The 17166-nt window shown below is 59.2% G+C and carries 13 protein-coding genes and 9 pseudogenes; 8 read left to right on the top strand and 14 right to left on the bottom strand.

The features are described from left to right. On the bottom strand, positions 1–714 hold a 714-nt coding region (locus tag EOD29_RS27765), incomplete at its 3' end, for a methylaspartate ammonia-lyase (protein WP_127248559.1). Positions 715–1276: 562 nt separating this feature from the next. On the opposite strand from EOD29_RS27765, the pseudogene EOD29_RS27760 reads away from it, so the two are divergent. Continuing rightward, a pseudogene (locus EOD29_RS27760) lies at positions 1277–1472 on the top strand (transposase); the annotation flags it as partial. Positions 1473–1624: 152 nt separating this feature from the next. Here EOD29_RS27760 and EOD29_RS27755 read toward each other — a convergent pair. Further along, positions 1625–2362, bottom strand: a complete 738-nt coding sequence (locus tag EOD29_RS27755; protein WP_127248546.1) for a class I SAM-dependent methyltransferase — start codon at positions 2360–2362, stop codon at positions 1625–1627. A 407-nt stretch (positions 2363–2769) separates the two neighbouring features. Between EOD29_RS27755 and EOD29_RS27750 the strand changes: the two are divergent. The 3 genes and pseudogenes from EOD29_RS27750 to EOD29_RS27740 form a co-directional block, all read left to right on the top strand. Further along, a pseudogene (locus EOD29_RS27750) lies at positions 2770–3029 on the top strand (transposase); the annotation flags it as partial. A 74-nt stretch (positions 3030–3103) separates the two neighbouring features. Then, positions 3104–3886: pseudogene (locus EOD29_RS27745) on the top strand (IS110 family transposase); the annotation flags it as partial. 209 nt (positions 3887–4095) lie between these two features. Beyond that, positions 4096–4278 (top strand): hypothetical protein, encoded by a 183-nt coding sequence (locus tag EOD29_RS27740; RefSeq protein WP_127248545.1) that lies wholly within the window; start codon positions 4096–4098, stop codon positions 4276–4278. A 170-nt stretch (positions 4279–4448) separates the two neighbouring features. Here the strand turns inward: EOD29_RS27740 and EOD29_RS36105 are convergent, their stop codons facing one another. The 5 genes and pseudogenes from EOD29_RS36105 to EOD29_RS27720 form a co-directional block, all read right to left on the bottom strand. After that, positions 4449–4751, bottom strand: coding sequence for a hypothetical protein (locus EOD29_RS36105; protein WP_164763855.1), 303 nt, complete (start codon positions 4749–4751; stop codon positions 4449–4451). A gap of 311 nt (positions 4752–5062) precedes the next feature. After that, complete coding sequence (locus EOD29_RS27735) at positions 5063–6289, bottom strand: acetyl-CoA carboxylase biotin carboxylase subunit family protein (RefSeq protein ID WP_127248544.1); 1227 nt, start codon at positions 6287–6289, stop codon at positions 5063–5065. A gap of 173 nt (positions 6290–6462) precedes the next feature. Continuing rightward, positions 6463–7219: pseudogene (locus EOD29_RS27730) on the bottom strand (IS110 family transposase); the annotation flags it as partial. A gap of 78 nt (positions 7220–7297) precedes the next feature. Next, complete coding sequence (locus EOD29_RS27725; RefSeq protein ID WP_127248543.1) at positions 7298–7669, bottom strand: hypothetical protein; 372 nt, start codon at positions 7667–7669, stop codon at positions 7298–7300. Next, positions 7666–7996, bottom strand: a pseudogene (locus EOD29_RS27720) (transposase); the annotation flags it as partial. The gene EOD29_RS27725 and the pseudogene EOD29_RS27720, both read right to left, overlap by 4 nt. A gap of 141 nt (positions 7997–8137) precedes the next feature. On the opposite strand from EOD29_RS27720, the pseudogene EOD29_RS27715 reads away from it, so the two are divergent. After that, a pseudogene (locus EOD29_RS27715) lies at positions 8138–8551 on the top strand (helix-turn-helix domain-containing protein); the annotation flags it as partial. A gap of 143 nt (positions 8552–8694) precedes the next feature. Here the strand turns inward: EOD29_RS27715 and EOD29_RS37365 are convergent. The 3 genes and pseudogenes from EOD29_RS37365 to EOD29_RS37355 form a co-directional block, all read right to left on the bottom strand. After that, a pseudogene (locus EOD29_RS37365) lies at positions 8695–8913 on the bottom strand (CoA ester lyase); the annotation flags it as partial. Between the two features lie 231 nt (positions 8914–9144). After that, complete coding sequence (locus tag EOD29_RS37360) at positions 9145–9507, bottom strand: hypothetical protein (protein WP_281059232.1); 363 nt, start codon at positions 9505–9507, stop codon at positions 9145–9147. 15 nt (positions 9508–9522) lie between these two features. After that, positions 9523–10069, bottom strand: a pseudogene (locus EOD29_RS37355) (hypothetical protein). Positions 10070–10469: 400 nt separating this feature from the next. Between EOD29_RS37355 and EOD29_RS37350 the strand changes: the two are divergent. From EOD29_RS37350 to EOD29_RS36100, 3 genes and pseudogenes are all read left to right on the top strand, one after another. Then, positions 10470–10613, top strand: a pseudogene (locus tag EOD29_RS37350) (transposase DNA-binding-containing protein); the annotation flags it as partial. A gap of 109 nt (positions 10614–10722) precedes the next feature. Continuing rightward, a complete protein-coding gene (locus EOD29_RS27700) occupies positions 10723–11913 on the top strand; it encodes an IS4 family transposase (RefSeq protein WP_245475456.1) in 1191 nt (396 codons plus the stop codon). Between the two features lie 24 nt (positions 11914–11937). Next, positions 11938–12087, top strand: a complete 150-nt coding sequence (locus EOD29_RS36100) for a hypothetical protein (protein WP_164763854.1) — start codon at positions 11938–11940, stop codon at positions 12085–12087. Here EOD29_RS36100 and EOD29_RS27695 read toward each other — a convergent pair whose 3' ends face one another. From EOD29_RS27695 to EOD29_RS27680, 4 genes are all read right to left on the bottom strand, one after another. Further along, on the bottom strand, positions 12088–13452 hold the full coding sequence (locus EOD29_RS27695; protein ID WP_127248542.1) for a CapA family protein: 1365 nt from the start codon (positions 13450–13452) through the stop codon (positions 12088–12090). A 339-nt stretch (positions 13453–13791) separates the two neighbouring features. After that, on the bottom strand, positions 13792–15039 hold the full coding sequence (locus EOD29_RS27690) for a serine hydrolase domain-containing protein (protein ID WP_127248541.1): 1248 nt from the start codon (positions 15037–15039) through the stop codon (positions 13792–13794). 94 nt (positions 15040–15133) lie between these two features. Beyond that, entirely contained in the window at positions 15134–16162 is a 1029-nt protein-coding gene (locus EOD29_RS27685; RefSeq protein WP_127248540.1) for a dipeptide ABC transporter ATP-binding protein, read from the bottom strand. Further along, a complete protein-coding gene (locus tag EOD29_RS27680) occupies positions 16159–17166 on the bottom strand; it encodes an ABC transporter ATP-binding protein (RefSeq protein WP_127248539.1) in 1008 nt (335 codons plus the stop codon). Before EOD29_RS27680 ends, EOD29_RS27685 begins: the two co-directional genes overlap by 4 nt.

Genomic DNA, 17166 nt, shown 5'->3' with positions numbered 1-17166 from the left:
ACCATACACATCGAAATGCAGCACCGGATGATATCCGGGGCGGCCGATTTGGCGCGTGCGCGCTGCAACCCACGTCACGAACTCCATAAAGGTCTGGCCTTCGACGCCGAATTTCTGCCTTGAGTTGATCAGGCCGTGCGGAAGCACATCCACGGACTTCAGGATCATTTTGTCGACGTTGATTTCGCGAGCGTCACCGCCCTGACAGTAGATGGGGACCCTCCGTGTCGGCAGCGGTAGGTTAAATTCATTGCATACGATCTCAGCCATCGAGGTACGGTGAAGATGAGCGGCTGCGCGAAGAAGCGCCTGGCTGACGCCATACTCAATCGCGAGCGGCAGCCGCTCATCTTCGTGAGGCTCGAAAACATTCGCGCAGGCAGCAAGGTAGCGAGACGCATCGACATCGCGAAGTCGTGGCGAGACGACCCGCGACGTCAAATCCGAGATTTGAGCAGCTTCAAAGAAGGGATCGCGTCCGCCGGCACCAGAGTACTGGACGCCCATCATGTCCCCCCAGACGACGATGCCGTCAGCCAGGACAAGCCCGACGCTGAGCGAAGATGCCGGAACGCGAACGGACGTGAACCCAGAGGTTATCGGTTCGCCAAGATAGATGAAGCCGTCCTGGATTGCGCCAGCCCTGATCGCAGCCTGATCGTCATAGAAAAATCCGCCACTGCCAGGCGCGAGAAGGACGTCTTTGATCTGCACTTTCACTTCGCTCGATCTCCGTTGGAGTGCGCTGGCGGGCGATGTAGTAATTTGGTCGATGTCTATCCAACTATGAGCCACTTGGTATCGAGTTCGCCAATATAAAGTCCGGACGGTGCCATCGCGTTTTCAGATGGCTGGCGCCCGCCCCCCCCCGCTCCGCCAATTCCGCGTCTTCACCCAAAGCCAGAAACGCCGCCCGCCCCCCATCAAGCGCCAGCTCCGGCGCGAGCCGCGATCGGAGCCGGCCAACGGACATCTGAAGACCGAGCATCGCATGGGCCCGCAAATACTTGCCCACAGATACGTCAGCGCCGTGTCGGCGGCCTGCCCGGCCATTATTCCGTTTTCTGCTCAACTAGCAGTGGCTCGTAGCGAGGTTGTGAGCGTCGTTCAGTGTCCCCGGGGCAATGGGCGCCGGTTCGGCGCGATCACCTTGCGGCGATCCGGGCGATCGTGATCGCAGCGCTGGTCACGTTGGAGCGGGAAATGTATGGCGCGTATTCGCCGGTGAGCGACCGTCTATCCCAAGAAGCGCCCTGAAGGGCTTCAATGCCGTATTCCCCAAACGGTCGTGCAGATCTGCGTCGTGCACCTGATCCGCCATTCATTGGAGTTCGTGTCATGGAAGGACCGCAAGTCTGTCGTGCCAGCGCTACGGGCGATACCGGGCCAAGGTGGCGGCGCGACTGGCTCACCGTCGTGGCCGATTTGCCGAAAGCGTGCGCCGCATCAGCTACACGACGGATGACATCGACAAGCCTGATTCGGCTTTTCCGATTCCTGTTGCGTCGCATGGCCGCCTAAGATCCAAAACACCATCAGCCGCCTCAGGCTGACAATCGACGACCTTTTGAGGCTCTACAGCTAACAAATTGTCGCGGCAAGGAAGTTCGGGGGCAGGCACGGACTACAGGCTGGCTCGGCGGTAAACCGAAACATGGCGTTTGGACATATCGGTGAACGCACCTCTCGCCCAATCTCCCCAACGCTCCGCTAGCTCAAGCCCTACATGTTCGGCCATTGTATCCAGCTCCTGGTGATAAACGTAACGAATACGTTGCGGATAACGTCTGACCGATGTACCAGAAAACCAGAGGAGAGTTGACATCAAGTTCTGTTGTAGTGGTTCGTGGACTTCCGCTTTGATGAATGTATTCTCGTGATCCACGAGCGTAGTACTAGTTCTCTGGCGGCTGACGAAACCATCCAAGGCTGGCACTCGCAATTCTATCACCAAAGCCCCCTGCTCATGTAGCGCCCCCGCTGCAGATCGGAGGCAAGCTATTTGCTCTTCGCGCCTGAAGAGCAGCGTGAGCGTGCCATACACGCAATAAACAAGATCATAGCGTTGCTCTGAGCTGAAGTCGGCAATGTCCCCTTTCCAGGCCTTGATCCGATTGTTACGGTTGGCGAGAAGTTTTAACATGCTGTCGGAATTGTCGATGCCTTCCACCTTGACGCCGCGCTCGCTCAACGGAACCGCAACGCGTCCGTTGCCAATACCAAGCTCAAGAGCACTCCTTCCGCTGGAATATCGCTCAAGAAACGCGGCAGTGTCGTCTGCCTCAGCGGCTTTACCTGCCATTCTGGTAAGCTTTTCATACACCGAAGCCAAATCCTGGCCGTAGATAAAATCACTTGACATATTTAATTCTCCGGTAGTGGTGTTTAGACGCGCTTGCCTTACTTCCCTGCAGCCAGCCCGCGAAAGCTTCTTTGAGTGGTTCAATTGTTCAGGCGAAATCGCCGGTACGGATTTTGGGCAGCCCCGCTCTTGGGTATTCCCACAGTTCGAAGTGCAAGCCTGATGCCAAGTTCAAAGCGATTTAAGTTCAATACATTGGCTACTCGCGTCCGATCTTTCTGTTTTGCACGGCACAAATTTTGTGCGGCTTCCGACAGTCGACAATCGTACTAGGGGGCGACCTGACCTGCCTCCGTCGGACCATTCTGAGCTGGAATTTTCCACTTATGATCCCGACATCGGATGACCTTGCCCCTCTGATCTAATCCGGTTTGAAGTTCGTTCTGGCCCATCGAGAGGACCAGGACATGAAACGTAGCCGCTGCTCTGAAGAGCAGATCATCGGAATTTTGAAGGAACACGAGGCCGGGGTATCGGTTGCCGATCTGTGCCGCAAGCACGGGGTCAGCGACGCCTCGATCTACAACTGGAAGGCCCGCTTCGGCGGGATGGATTGTCCGAGGCTCGGCGACTGAAGGCTCTGGAGGACGAGAACACGCGGCTGAAGCGGCTTCTGGCCGACGCCATGCTCGACAATGCCGCGTTGAAGGATCTTGTGGGAAAGAAATGGTGATGCCCGCGGCCAAGCGGAAGCTGTCGCTCGCCTGAAGGAAGACGGCGGGCGTGTAAAGCCATCGGCTGCTGCTGCGGGCGGGCGAGTTGAAGGGAATCTGGGTTCCCGACGCGGTGCATGAGGCGATGCGCGATATGGTGCGGGTACGGGCCACGGCGAGCGAGGATCTGCGCAAGAAGCGCCAGCAGCTCCTGTCCTTCCTGCTGCGCCATGGTCGCGTGTTTACCGGCCACAAAAATTGGAGCCGCGCGCATGCCCGCTGGCTGGCGGCGCAAAAGTTCGACCATCCGGCCAAGCAGATCGTGTTCCAGGACCAGGTCGACGTGATCACCGATGCGCAGAACCGGCTGGAGCGGCTGGATGCGCAGTTGGCCGAGCTTGCGCTCAGCTGGTCGATGGCGCCGGTGGTGGCGGCCTACCAGGCGCTTCGCGGCGTCTCCTCTGTCGTCGCCGTCACCTTCGTCAGCGAAGTCGACGATGTCCGCCGCTTCGACAGTCCGCGGCAGTTGATGGCCTTTCTTGGCTTGGTGCCCTCGGAGCGGTCAACCGGCGACACGGTGAAGCGTGGCGGTCTAACGCTTGCCAGCAACCGCCGGCGCGCGACGCGTCCTGGTGGAAGGTGCCTGGAGCTATCGCCATCCGGCCAGGGGACGGAGGCCGTTCGCGTCCGCCTCGAGGGCCTGCCGAAGGCGGTGCGCGAGATTGCCTGGAAGGCGCAGACCCGGCTGTGCGCCCGCTACCGGCGCCTGATGGTCGCTGGCAAGAAAAAACCCATCGTCGTTGCGGCGATCGCGCGCGAGATGGCGGCGTTCCTATGGGCCATCGGCCATCAGGTCGAACCGGTGCGTTGAGATGCAGTGCGCTTCTTCATCGAAGATCAGGATCCCGACAAGCGCGCCCCCGGCGCGGGCGCCGCATTGAAGGCAGGCCCGCGCCGGGTCTCCCGGCGGTCTATGCACCCCTGGGTCCAGACGTCAAGGCGCTCGTCCCACTCGCCGGACGCTACGGCAACACAGCGCTGGGCCTTGAGGTTGAGATCGAAAGTGACACACAACGCGGCATGTTCCGGCTGCGCTCCGATCTCGGGGCGACGAATGCGCCCATCGTCGCCGCGGATAGCGATCTTTGGTTCTTGCTCCAGCCCGACGTCAACTGGCCTTGGATGGCGACGCTGAGCGTTACAGAAGACGGCTTCGAGATGAACGCGGACCGCGTCAAGAAATTGAATTTCACGCGAGCCTGAGCAACCTAAATCGCCGACGTCCAATTGTGCCCGCGCTTAGTGTCGAGCTTCGCCAGCAACGTCAATCCAGGCAGCAAGCGTTCGAACCAGAACGGCTTCAGCATACGTTTAGACAATCACCGACTGTATGTTTTAGCAGGCTGTTGGAAGAAGTGGTTTGGAGCGTGGGTTCACTGTTTCCGGACCATTTGGGCTTTGTGGATGCGCGCATTGGACGAACGGACCGATTCGCTGTTTTCCGATGAGCGCCGATGAAAACAGCGCGCCTTCGCTCGCAGATCGGATGGATGAGTTCGGAACCTCGATCGCTCCGCGCCAGCAATCGTCGCTTCCGCCACTGAGGGCAAGTCCAAGGCCGGAAACGAAAAGGCGCGGATTAATTCGCGGCACTTTGGTCGGAACTCTTGATGGTCCAGCAGCGGTTGCTGAAAAAATTCGGCCATTTCATTCAATCGCGGCTTATCGCACTCCATGAAAAGTCTCGCATCTGCTGTTCCATATCGCTCGCCCCGGCGAATTGCTCGACGCCACAATCTCCGGCAGTGCACGCAGGGCGCTGCCATTCTAGATGCATCGATCGAGAAGAAGCGCTATTCATGGAAGGCTTGGGCATTAGGTCCTCCATTACTATCCATCATGAAAGAGGCGGCTGTCGCCAGAAACGAAGATAAGCATCATCCTGGACCTGTCTCACTGTGCTCTCAATTGCACCAATGTTCGGCGACGATCACTTCTTACCTGGCGCCAACTTGCTGGTGCGGGAGGTAAGGGCCGCAGATTGGCCTTATTCGCGAGCGGTCGGAAATCGAGTGATCGACCAGCTGATTAAGTCGAAGCCACGCTGAACTATCGCTCTACTCTGAGCGAGGCTGGGTGAGACGGCGATCACATATCCGATGCAGTCTTGGTAATCGCCTCTCCTGACGATTGGCGAGTTGGGTTTGACGTGCAATTTCACCTCGGCGACACCTGGTACGGCAGCTGCCCGGCTGCCTCCATCGATCCAATCGAGGATGCCATCGCGATCAGGAACTAAGGATCGGTAGACCACAGTCTGCGAATGCCTTGTACGCAAATCCCATCCCTCGCCGATGACAAGCTTGATGTGCTCAGTAATGAGATCGACACCGTAACCCAACTGGATCAGTTTAGGATCTCCACCCGCCATACGCGGATTGACTTCAATGACCACTGGGCCAAGCTTCGTCCACCGCATTTCAATGTTTGTGGGCCCCCAGCCGAGGCCGAGAGCTTGCAAACTTCTCAGCGAAACATCGGCGATGCGTCTGTACTCGTCATCGGTTAGCGGAGCCGGGAAGATGCATTCACGAGTGACGAAATGCGGTGGCGGGCCGAACTCGTAGGCGACAATTCCAATGACGTCATTTCCCATCAAATTAGCGACATAAAGGGGCCCTTGCACGAAGTCTTCCACCAGTATCCTTGGCGAAGACCGCCATATGTGGCTTCCGCCCAACAGGTAGTTCGTATGTTCGGCCAACTCCTCGACGTCGCGGCACAATCGGACTCCTGTACTGCCTACGCCCACTGCCGGCTTAAGAATCACCGGTAGGCCGATCTCGGCGGCAAAGCTTTCTACGTCCGCCGCATTCGCTGCCAAGCGATAAGCAGGTATTGGAACGCCGCCCTCCGCCAGGAGCTGACGTTGAGCGAATTTGTCGCAGCATCGTTCAATTGATGCGGGGTTCGGTCCCGGTAGAGAGAAATGCCGGCAGAGTTTCCCAACTGTTGCATAAACCGCCTCCCAGGGGGACGTAATGCCAGCAATGTCATAAGTCTCACGCAGCCGGGAACATTCGGAGATCAGCGCATCGAGATCGTCTGTATCGACCCGGACCGCCTCAAGCCTTTCCGCCGCAATATAGTCGTACTGAACTGGATCCGCCGACAGAGTAATCGGATGAAGGCCAAGACGCTGGGCTGCTTGGACGTATGGCAGACCATTACTCCCTCTATGACCTTCAACCAGGATGAGCGCTCTTCTTGCCATTGGCGTGACCTCTACGTTCTTGCTGCACTATAGTATGGGGGTAAAACAAGACATCAGATTTTCATCCGTGCCTAACTGGATTTGCAGAGATATACCATCGTCAGCGATTTGCGGTTGCAAAGATTGTGTGACGTTATTTGAAGCGTCTGTTGCAACGTCTTGATTTCCGGCCTGCCCTGAATGTCCGTTTCGCCCGATTGGTAACGTGCCGGGGTCAGACCCAGATGCGCGCCGACATCCCTCGAGCGACGAAAGCGGTCCGGCCGATCGATCGTGGCACGAAAGGCGAGCGCGGTGATGGGTCCCACACCTGGAACGCTCATGAGTCGCCGGCAGACTTGCTCCTGGCGGGTGATAATGACGACCTGCTTTGTCAGTCGCCTGAACTCGCGCAGCATGGTGGCCAGGATCACCAGAAGCGGTTCGACAAGCCGCATGATGACCGTATCTGCGCCAATCAGTTCGCGCACGCGATCAGCGAAGGCCGCACGGCTTGGAGTGCCAAGCTTGATGCCGACCTCCCGCAAAATCGCCCTCACGACATTTTCGATCGTCCTGCATTTCATTGAGGACCGTGCGTCGCGACGAGGAGGGACCGCCAGAACCGACACTGCCGGCTCTTCACATGCACCTGCCGATACCAGCCCGTGCGCATGATCTGCGCAAGCGCGCGGGCGTCGTTGCGATCGGTTTTGTTCGGCATCGTTTTCATCGCCGCGTTGGCCTGCCGGGTCTCGATGCAGATCGCCGGCAATCCTTCGGCGCGAATACCGTCACAAAGCCAGGCTGTCAGCGAGCAGGCTTCGAGCCCGATGCGCTCCAGCGGCAGATTAATTTTCCGCAGGGCCTCATAAAGCGCCTCGGCTCACTCGCCGCCCGCCCTTCCTTCACGATCCGGCCGCTCTCGTCGACGACACAGATCGGCAAAATACTTCATGGCTGCTCCTCCTGATGTTTGTGGCGATCTACATCGACCACGGTCTCACATCTCGACAGGAGCAGCCGCCCTCAATCTGGCTCGGGCGAGACCCCAATCACCCCATCTGTTGAAGAAGTCTGTCGTATTGCCTTGAGGATGGCTTCGTCGCCGTTGTGGTAGGCGAATGTGATCTCGATCGAGCCGTCGTCGAGCAATTCGGCGGAACCATCGCCGGTGACTTCATCCATCTCGTCGAAGCCGGCCCATGTGAAGAAGATCGTCGAGGGGCTGTAACTGAGATCGAGGCCGGCTTGCAGGGCGCCAAAGGCGATCTCGCCATGGTTGTCGGGTCCGACGGTGATGGTTGCGGGTCTACCGAGGTTCAGGTAGCCGCGATCCCACAGATCGGCTTCGATGATTCGCCAGTGGCCGATCAGTTGGCAGCCCGCGGGCGCGGTCATGCCGGCACCGCCAGCAGCTTCGGCAATCGCACCAGATTGTAGGCGGCGGCCGCGAAGGTGAAGGCCCACCCGACGCGGTCGCGGCCGCCGCAACTTGGTCTTCCCCTGCCCGGCGACCGTCTTGATCCAGCCGAACGCCTCCTCGATGCGCTTACGGATGCGTTGGCTGACGGCATAGCCGCTATGCCGGGTCGTGCGCCCGTCGATCGCGGAACGGCGGCCGTTCGTGTTCTGCGCTACATGCGGCGTCACCTTCATTGAGCGCAACTCGTTGATGAAGTCCTCCGCGTCATAGGCCTTGTCGGCGCCGAGCGTGATCGCCTGTGTCGATGCCGGCTCAATACTCCCCAGAAGTGCCGTTTGAATCTTTCCCAGTTTAGCGCTGTCGCGGGTCTTCCGGAGCGCGCTCCGGGAGACCGGCGGCGCGTGATCGTTGATGTTCTCCTGATGGTCGGGAGAGGGATTTCGGTGATCAAGATCGGCGAGATGATGATGATACTGGATTTGCATCGGCAGGGCCTGTCTGTGTCGGCGATCGCCAGGGAGAGCGGGATCGACCGCAAGACGGTGCGCAAATACATTGCGCGCGGGCTCGAGGCTTCTGCCTATGGACCGCGCAAGCCGCGTCAGGCGGTGATCGATCCCTTCACAGCCTATCTTCGCGAACGCGTCACGCGATATCCCGGGCTCACCGGCAGCCGGCTTTTCCGCGAACTGAAGGACCTCGGCTATGGCGGCGGCTACACGGCCGTTACCGACTTCCTGCGCGACGTCCGTCCTGCCGCGGCGGAGCGTGGATACGAGGTTCGCTTCGAGACCCCGCCCGGCGAGCAGGCGCAGGTCGACTTCGCCCAGTTCAATGTCGTCTTTGCCGATGAGCCGACCACGCCGAGAATCGGCCGTCGATCCCGCCGGAGAAGCTGCTGCGGGCAACGCGACCGGATGCGTCCCGGCGGAAGATTTCTTTCCCGTTCGAGTTCCGAAACTGCATTCGCCATCTCTAATACCCACTCTGCCGAATCCGTCTTCGGAAGAACCAGTGCGTCAACACCCACCATCATAGCTGCATCGAGATCGGCCGCCAAGGCGCGCAAACCACGATTCACGCGGACCAAAATAGATGCGCCCCGGCGGGCCACTTTGCCACGATTCAGGAAGCCGCTCCCGTGCCTCGCCCTTCTGATCCAGGGAACGGAATCCTCTAGGTCGAGAATGACGCCGTCTGCACCCCGCTCATGGGCCATCTCCACAAAACGCGGAACGTGAGCGGGAACGAAGAGCAGGGATCTCCAGCGGGGTACATACATCTCGCTTTCAACGGCCGGAACGGTGTCCTTGATCACGGAGTCGCCTTTGCGATCAATCTTAGCGAGCGTGGCGGCAGTGGGCTTGCTAGGGTCCGATGCGCTGAGATGACCCGAGGTATGCACGCTCTCCGTAAATCGCGACCGCACTCACCTTATCGAGACGCGCGCTCACGCTGACGCGGCTCTTTCGCGCAATGAGCCCGACCACGGTTCAGCATTGCCAGCAACCGGTTTTGTTCGTTCCCATGCATAATTCTCAATTTGAGCTTGTGTGGAACCAAAATCCGCCGGGAACTCCATGTTGATCGCCGACTTTATCTGCAAGGTAGCCGATACCGTTCCGGGTTTTACCGATGCGTTGCGGGTCCAGATCTGGCCGACCCAGCCATACACATCGAAATGCAGCACCGGATGATATCCGGGGCGGCCGATTTGGCGCGTGCGCGCTGCAACCCACGTCACGACTCCATAAAGGTCTGGCCTTCGACGCCGAATTTCTGCCTTGAGTTGTTCAGGCCCTGGGGAGCACATCCACCGCCTTCAGGATCATTTTGTCGACGTTGATTTCCCGAGCATCGCCACTTTGACAGTAATCGGGACCCTCCGCGTCGGCAGCGGTAGGTTAAATTCATTGCATACGATCTCAGGCATCGAGGTACGATGAAGATGAGCCGCTGCCCGAAGGAGCACTTGGCTGACGCCATACTCAATCGCGAGAGGTAGCTGCTGATGTTCGAAGGGCTCGAAAACTTTCCCGGGCATCAAGATACTGCGACGCATTGACATCGAGAAGCCGCGGCGTGACAACGCGCGACGTCAAATTTGAGATCTGGCTGCTGTCGAACAGAGGATCACGCCCGCCGGCACCAGAGTACTGGACGCCCATCATGTCCCCCCAGACGACGATGTGGTCAGCCAGGACAAGCCCGACGCTGAGCGAAGATGCCGGAATGCGAATCGACTTGAACCCAGGCGTTGTCGGTGCGCCGACATAGATGAAACCGTTCTGGATTGCGCCAGACTTAATGGCTTCCTGATCGTCATAGAAAAATGCACCGTTGCCAGGCGCCCACAAGACATCTTTGATCTGCACTTCGTTTCGCTCGATTTGTTCCAAATGCAATTGTCGCCTGGCCAACTATGCGTCACCTGCCAACGAGTTCGCCAAAAAAGTCGGAGGCGGCGCCATCTCGTTTCCAGATGGAGGCACTTGCCCACGCTCAACAGTCTCTCGGAGATCATGCTGAGTCCTGAATTCCAGTTCCGCCGGTGAGCAGAATGGACCTTGAGGTTTGCGAGATCTGGCCAGCTTCAAGGCGTTGCATAAGCCATTTGGTTGCGGTCCAGATGTTTCCTCGCCACCCAAGATCGCTTCAGCGGCAGCAGTTAGCACACCGGGCTCCCGTCTTCCGATTACCCACATCGTCGGCCTATTGCGCCGTATGAATCTGCCGTGATTCTGTCCGTGACGCCGAATCACGGAGGCGTCACGGATGCGACACAAGACCAGCAGCAGCGAAGCCGCTTGGCAGGAGGGAGAGCTTTCTGCGGCGGCCCTTCCCGACAAGCGTCTGGCCCGTCGGCTGCAACGGTTGCTGGATCAGATGTCAGCTGCGCCGGGCAAGCCAATCCCCGCGGCCTGCGGGGACTGGGCGGCGGCGAAGGCGGCCTACCGCTTCTTTGACAACCCGCGTGTGACCGAACATAGCGTTCTCGCTGGCCATTTCGCTGCGACCGCGGCGCGCGTTGCGGCGAGCGAAGGTCCGATCCTTATCCTGCAGGACTACCGAATTTATCTACAGCCGCGCGCAGCCAGGCAAAATCGGCTTTACCAAAACCATCAACGCCGGGCGCTACAAGGCCGGGCAGCCCAACGTGCTGACCTTGTGCGGGGTGCTGATGCATTCGAGCCTGGCCGTCACCCTCACCGGCACACCCCTCGGTCTGACGGCGGCGAAGTTCTGGACACGAACGAAGTTCAAGGGAACGCTCGCGCTCAAGCGGCACATCAATCCCACGCGCGTGCCGATCGAGACGAAGGAGAGCTACCGCTGGCTGGAGAACCTGCGCCAGTCCATCGTGCTCGTTGGCGCGCCCGAGCGCTGCGTGCATGTGGGTGACCGGGAGAGCGACATCTACGAGCTCTATTGCACCGCGCAGGACCTTGGTACCGGCTTCCTCGTGCGGGTGCAGACGAACAGGCTGGCAGAGCGGCCTACCGATGCTGCCCCACACGATCCTGCTCATCGCGTCTTTGCCCAACTTGCGGCGGCGCCTTGGGCGGGACGTCATCGCATTACGGTCGATCAGAACGAGACGACCCGGCTGCAGGTGAAGTTCGCCGCCATCAACACCTTGCCGCCCGTGGGCAAGCAAAAGCGCTACAGTCCGCAGGTTCTGACTTACATCCACGCCCTCGAAGAAGATCCGCCGCCCGGTCGCGAGCCGATCGACTGGAAGCTGGTGACCAACTTGCCGGTCGAAGATCTCTCCGCGGCGGCCGAAAAGCTCGGCTGGTACGGCCTGCGCTGGAAGGCAGAGGTGTTCCACAAGGTCATGAAGTCCGGCTGCCGTGCGGAGGAGGCAAGGCTCGAAACCGCCGAGAGGCTGGCGAAGTTCCTCGCGCTCATCGCGGTGGTCAGCTGGCGCATATTCTTCGTCACTATGTCGGCGCGCGCCAAGCCAGACGCCGCGCCCGACAGCGTTCTCACCTTCGCCGAGATCACTGCGCTCGACCGGATCGATGCGTCCCGAACGCGACCGCGCCTCCAACGGCCCACGCTCGCCGCTTACCTGCTGCAAATCGCCATGCTTGGCGGCTATCTCGCCCGCAACCATGATCCGCCTCCCGGCAACATGGTCGTCTGGCGCGGCATGACCCGCTTGCACGACATCGCGTTCGGCATCTCCATTGGATCAAGCCGACGATGTGGGTAATCGGAAGGGCTCCCGTAGGGGTACATGCGCGACGAATATCTCTGTCAGGCGATCGAAGAAGCGGTCGAGATGGCCCATAATCAGCTTTTTCGGTTGTGCGCACTTTTACTGCCCGCTGCCATGTTGGCCGGCCTGTTGCTCGGGCTACTTCGTGGGTTCAATGCGTCATTGTGATCATCGCCGCGAACGGGGCCGCAATCTGATCACTCCAACGTCGTTCTCGATGTCGATCTCGGTCCCAAATGGTTTCGAGAGTGTCTGTAGACGCTCAAGAATAGTTTTTGCTTGTTGGGCAGGTGCGAGCCTTGGAACTCCGCGGTTTGCAAATCTGTTGGAATGACCGAGTTCGACCGGGTATAGCCGCAACTCCGCAAGCTGGTTTTGCTCGAATCGGCAGACCGTGACAACGCTTTCAAAGAAGAGCGGGTCTGTGAATCCTCTTGCCATCTCGGCGACTTTCACTTCGGCATCCGTGTCGACCCGCGGGTCCTTATCGTATTCGTCAAACATGTCAGCGCCGCATGGGGTCCCGAGGTCATCCTCGAAGAAATTCGCAAGGCCATAAAAGATCGGCCGGCCTTTGTAGATTTCAATGCCCCGTAGCTGGTGTGATCCATGCCCGATATATGCATCAGCGCCGGCATCGATGATACGATGTGCAAACGATGGTTCGTAATCGGGGACAACCTGGCGGCAATTATCAGGTTCGTGCCCGTGGTTCGTTAAGATGCAGAAATCGGAGAACTGCTTGCCCCGACGAACGTCTCGCACGATGTGGGCGATATCCTGGTGGTTTGGTTCATAGCTGACACCTGCCGTGTCTCCTGCTTTGTATGTCGTTCCGTCGATCACGACCACGTTGGGATCTTCACCGCTAGGCCAGTGGCAGGGCAACGCAGCCCGTATCTGCCTCAAACTCTCGAGCATCTGGGGAAGAACCACGATCGTTTTCGCCAGACGAAGGGCGTTAAGACCTGGTCTGCCTGGCGCTTCACCAGCGGGATCGCCGGCACGAGCCATGGGCATGAAGGTTGTAGCACACGAAACCAGGGCCACGCGACCGCGTGCGGTCTCTAAGAACCGAGCGGCGCCGGCTTGTGCACGATTTTCGCCCACGCCGGCGTGGATGATTCCACTCTGATCGAGCACCCGACTCGTTTCGCGCATGCCTTCCATGCCCCAATCAAGCGAATGGTTGTTAGCGCGACCGACGATGTTGAACCCCATTGCCTTCAAATCAGGACCGACCTCCGGCAGGCTAAGGTGATACGCACCGCCGTATTCAGCTTGCGGGTATCCATTGAACGATCGGATATCGACGATGTTAACTTCCAGGTTGCCAAACGTAACATCAGCATCTTGAAGAATCTGGACGACGGCGCCGAAGCCAGAACCTTGCGATTTGGTCACCGCTCGCGACACGATGAGGTCGCCAACTGCTACCATCGTGAAACCGTCCGCCACGTTCGTTGCAATCGAACCAACCGCATCAAAGCCTGCACTTGGCTGGCCTGGACGACTACCGTTCTCGTTTTCCATAGACTTTCCTTCATCTCTGTTCAGTGTTTCTACAAACAGGGCGCTGCGATTTTGATCAATGTGAAAAAGCCCGTTGCCAAGCGCCCGTGAAAAGACCTAGCCCCGCAAGCGGCCGCAACCTTTCGAAGAGCTCCCTATAAACGTCTGGCACGAACGTCGGCCGAGGCGCCCACACTTCGAGGGGTTCGCCCGGCGGTGAGCCGGCATACAGCAACGAAAAGGGCCTACAAAATCTCGGGGATAGTCGCCCACGCGCGATCCCGAAAACACTGTGTCACTCCGACCGATCGAGCGACTCAAGCTGGGCTAGTTCCGTCATGTGCAAGCCGGATCGCCGGCCTACCGTTTATCACCTGCCAAACCAAATATGCGCTCGACAATTTCGGGTCGGGCGGGTGGGTTGCCGCCGAGGTTCGCCAGCAGCACGACGCCACGACCATCGGTTGGGCGAAATCCCATATACGTCGAAACTCCTGGATCGCTGCCGCTGTGCCCCCACACACCATGCATAGACCTCCGAGCCGTACCCGCATAAGGCTTGATACCGTCGTTCTGGTACCACGTAAGGCCCTGAATCTGTTTCGAGCAAGGCATACTTTGAACGTACTGATCGCTTAAGACTTTCTTGATGGTTTCCGCCCGCAATATTCGCTTTCCTTCCATCACACCGTCTTGCATGTAAACCATGAGAAAGCGCGCAAGCTCCGAGGCGGTGGTACGCGCAAGCCCGTCCGACAAGGTGACGTAGCTATAAAGGCAGTGCGGCACGTGCATCTTCTTTTGGCCGGCAGGCGCGGACCACTCAGGATCGATCATTTGCACTTTTGTGACATCGCCATCGTCAACGTAATCGTAGAGCGTAGCGTGCTTCTCTCGCGGCATGCCTTCTAGCAGGAAGCGAGCGTCAGTCATACCAAGCGGTGCGAAAATATGTTCCCTACAGTAATCTGGGTAGGACATGTCGCTCAATCGCTCCACGATCAGCCCAAGCAATCCATAGGTCACGTTGCAGTATTGGTACATGCTGCCCGGCGCCCACGCATTGAAATTTCGTTTGGGGTCAAAGAACGAACCACCGGTCGTAAAATACTGCTGTAGCCAGTCGCGAAGCGTCGCCTGCGGATCGCCGCAACCATAATTCGACCAGAACAATGGACTATCCGCAATGGAGGATGTATGGGTCAGTAGCTGCCGCGTGGTAATGGGCCGGTCCGAAAAAGCCGGATTGCGAACCGTGAACGGCAGGTACTGGTCGATCGGCACATCGAGCTCAAGCTTTTCCTGCTCGTACATCTGCATCACTGCAGTACAGGTGATGGTTTTGGTGATCGAACCAATATTCAGGAGCGTCTGCGGCGTCATGGCACGGCCGAGTGCGATGTCCGCAAGTCCGAACCCAGCGGTATAGACAAGACTGCCTTGATCGATGATCGCCAGGCTTAGTCCTGGTATATGTGACGCTTGCATCTGCGCCCGGATAAACTCAGAAAACTCATGGCTCTGCAGCCACTCTATGAGGCTGCGTGGGCTGGTCGGTCTATTCGCGCCTGACGCCTGATCATTGTTTTCGTATGAATGTTTATCCATCGGTTTACCTTGTCACTTCTTGCCGTACTTGGCGATGTTGGGTGTCCTAGTCAGTCGTGCACTCGAGACCTTCGATCGGGTGAAGGGTCTGTGGCTATGCCACAGGAGTGAGCGAAAAACTGCCCACATCCGACTGTCCCGGACTGCCCGTAGCCGGAGCGCGCACATGACAGGCCACGACGCGCCCGTCTGGCATTGGCACCAAAGGCGGCACTTCGATGCGGCAACGCTCGACCGCGAGCGGGCAGCGCGGGTGGAACGCGCACCCGCTAGGCGGGTTGATCGGGCTCGGCACCTCGCCCTCGACAGGCGCCTCCAGCCGAATCCGCGTCGGATCCGGCACCGGGGCTGCCGCGATCAGCGCCTCCGTGTAGGGGTGGACCGGCTTGGCGAATACTGCCTGGCACGGCGCGAGTTCCACGATCCGCCCCAAATACATGACGGCAACGCGATGCGCGATATGTTCCACCACGCCAAGGTCATGCGAGATGAAGACGAAGGCGATGCCCATCTGCTGCTGCAGATCCAGAAGCAGATTCAAGATTTGTGCCTGCACGGACACGTCGAGGGCTGACACCGCTTCGTCGGCGATGATGAGAGAGGGGTTGAGCGACAGGGCGCGTGCAATGCCGAGCCGCTGGCGCTGACCGCCCGACAGCTCGGACGGAAGCCTGTGCATCATCTCGGGCGACATTCCGACCTTCTGGAGAAGGTCCGCAGCAAGCGCGTTGCGCTGCTTGCGGCTAAGGCGCTCGAAATTCTCGACGGGTTCGGTGATGATCTGTCCGGCGGTGAGACGCGGGTTCAGCGATGAGTAAGGGTCCTGAAACACCATCTGCATCCGACGGCGCCACTCTCGAAGCGCATGCTTCTTGAGACCCGCAATGTCGGTTCCATCGATCAGCACGCGCCCACCCGTCGGCTCCACGAGTCGCATCAGGAGCCGCGCCACAGTCGACTTCCCGCAGCCGGACTCACCGACGATGCAAAGCGTCTCCCCCGCCTCAACGGAAAAGGATACATCCTCCACCGCCCGGATCACCGGAATGCCTTTCTTAAAGATTCCTGAGCCAAGCGGGTAGTGCTTGGTCAGGTTCTCGACTTTCAGCAAAGGACCACTCATGCGCCCATCACCTCTTCGGCGCGCCAGCAAGCCGCAGCGTGGCTGGGCCTGACATCACGCAGGCTAGGCGTCTTCTCGCGGCAAATATCGATCGCGAACGCGCAGCGAGGCGCAAAGCTGCAGCCCACAATAGGTTCGCGCAGGCTTGGCACGATGCCAGGGATTTCCGGAAGGCGGCGCTGTCGGCCGCGCCGCCGGTCAGGCACCGATCGCATGAGGCCCTGGGTGTAGGGATGCGCCGGACGCGCAAACAAATCTATGACGTTCGCTTGTTCCACGATTCGGCCAGCATACATGACAATGACGCGCTGGCATGTCTCGGCTACTACGCCCAGGTCATGCGTGATGAACATCACGGCCGTTCCCGTGCGCTCTTTCAGATCGACGATGAGCCGCAGGATCTGCGCCTGGATCGTGACGTCGAGCGCGGTCGTCGGCTCGTCGGCAATCAACAGTTCCGGCGAGCAGGCGAGAGCCATTGCGATCATTGCGCGCTGCCGCATGCCCCCAGACATTTCATGCGGATAGTTGCTGACGCGCCGTTCGGGATCCGCGATGCGGACGAGACGGAGCATCTCCTCGGCCTTTGCCATCGCAACGGATCGTGAGGCCTTGGTGTGGATCTGCACCGCCTCGGCGATCTGGCGGCCGACCGTATAGACCGGGTTCAGGCTCGTCATCGGCTCCTGGAAGATCATGGCGATCTGGTCGCCGCGGATTTTTCGCATCTCCCGATCGGACAGCTCAAGCAGGTCGCGTCCGTGAAAGCGGACCTCGCCGCCGACGGTCCTGGCGCTCACCTTTGGCAGGAGCCGGAGGATCGAAAGGGCGGTGACGCTCTTCCCGCATCCGGATTCGCCGACGACGCCGAGCGTCTCGCCTTTCTTGACCTGGAAGCTGATGCCGCCCAAGGCGCGGGTGACGCTCTCTTCGCCGTAAAAGTGCGTCTCAAGATCTCGAACGTCGAGAAGCACGTCGCTCCCTGCGGTTTGATTCATCTGCAT

The sequence above is a fragment of the Mesorhizobium sp. M1A.T.Ca.IN.004.03.1.1 genome, assembly GCF_003997555.1.
Classification (GTDB): Bacteria; Pseudomonadota; Alphaproteobacteria; order Rhizobiales; family Rhizobiaceae; genus Mesorhizobium.
Note: the sequence above shows the minus strand (reverse complement) of the source record. Positions and strands in the feature narration are given on the sequence as shown.

Coding starts and splice junctions, on each gene's coding strand:
- EOD29_RS27755 (WP_127248546.1), bottom strand. CDS start 2,362: ATGTCAAGTGATTTTATCTACGGCCAGGATTTGGCTTCGGTGTATGAA.
- EOD29_RS36100 (WP_164763854.1), top strand. CDS start 11,938: ATGCGCGACGAATATCTCTGTCAGGCGATCGAAGAAGCGGTCGAGATG.
- EOD29_RS27685 (WP_127248540.1), bottom strand. CDS start 16,162: ATGAGTGGTCCTTTGCTGAAAGTCGAGAACCTGACCAAGCACTACCCG.
- EOD29_RS27695 (WP_127248542.1), bottom strand. CDS start 13,452: ATGGAAAACGAGAACGGTAGTCGTCCAGGCCAGCCAAGTGCAGGCTTT.
- EOD29_RS36105 (WP_164763855.1), bottom strand. CDS start 4,751: ATGGAGTGCGATAAGCCGCGATTGAATGAAATGGCCGAATTTTTTCAG.
- EOD29_RS37360 (WP_281059232.1), bottom strand. CDS start 9,507: ATGTGCTCCCCAGGGCCTGAACAACTCAAGGCAGAAATTCGGCGTCGA.
- EOD29_RS27735 (WP_127248544.1), bottom strand. CDS start 6,289: ATGGCAAGAAGAGCGCTCATCCTGGTTGAAGGTCATAGAGGGAGTAAT.
- EOD29_RS27680 (WP_127248539.1), bottom strand. CDS start 17,166: ATGCAGATGAATCAAACCGCAGGGAGCGACGTGCTTCTCGACGTTCGA.
- EOD29_RS27690 (WP_127248541.1), bottom strand. CDS start 15,039: ATGGATAAACATTCATACGAAAACAATGATCAGGCGTCAGGCGCGAAT.
- EOD29_RS27740 (WP_127248545.1), top strand. CDS start 4,096: ATGTTCCGGCTGCGCTCCGATCTCGGGGCGACGAATGCGCCCATCGTC.
- EOD29_RS27725 (WP_127248543.1), bottom strand. CDS start 7,669: ATGACCGCGCCCGCGGGCTGCCAACTGATCGGCCACTGGCGAATCATC.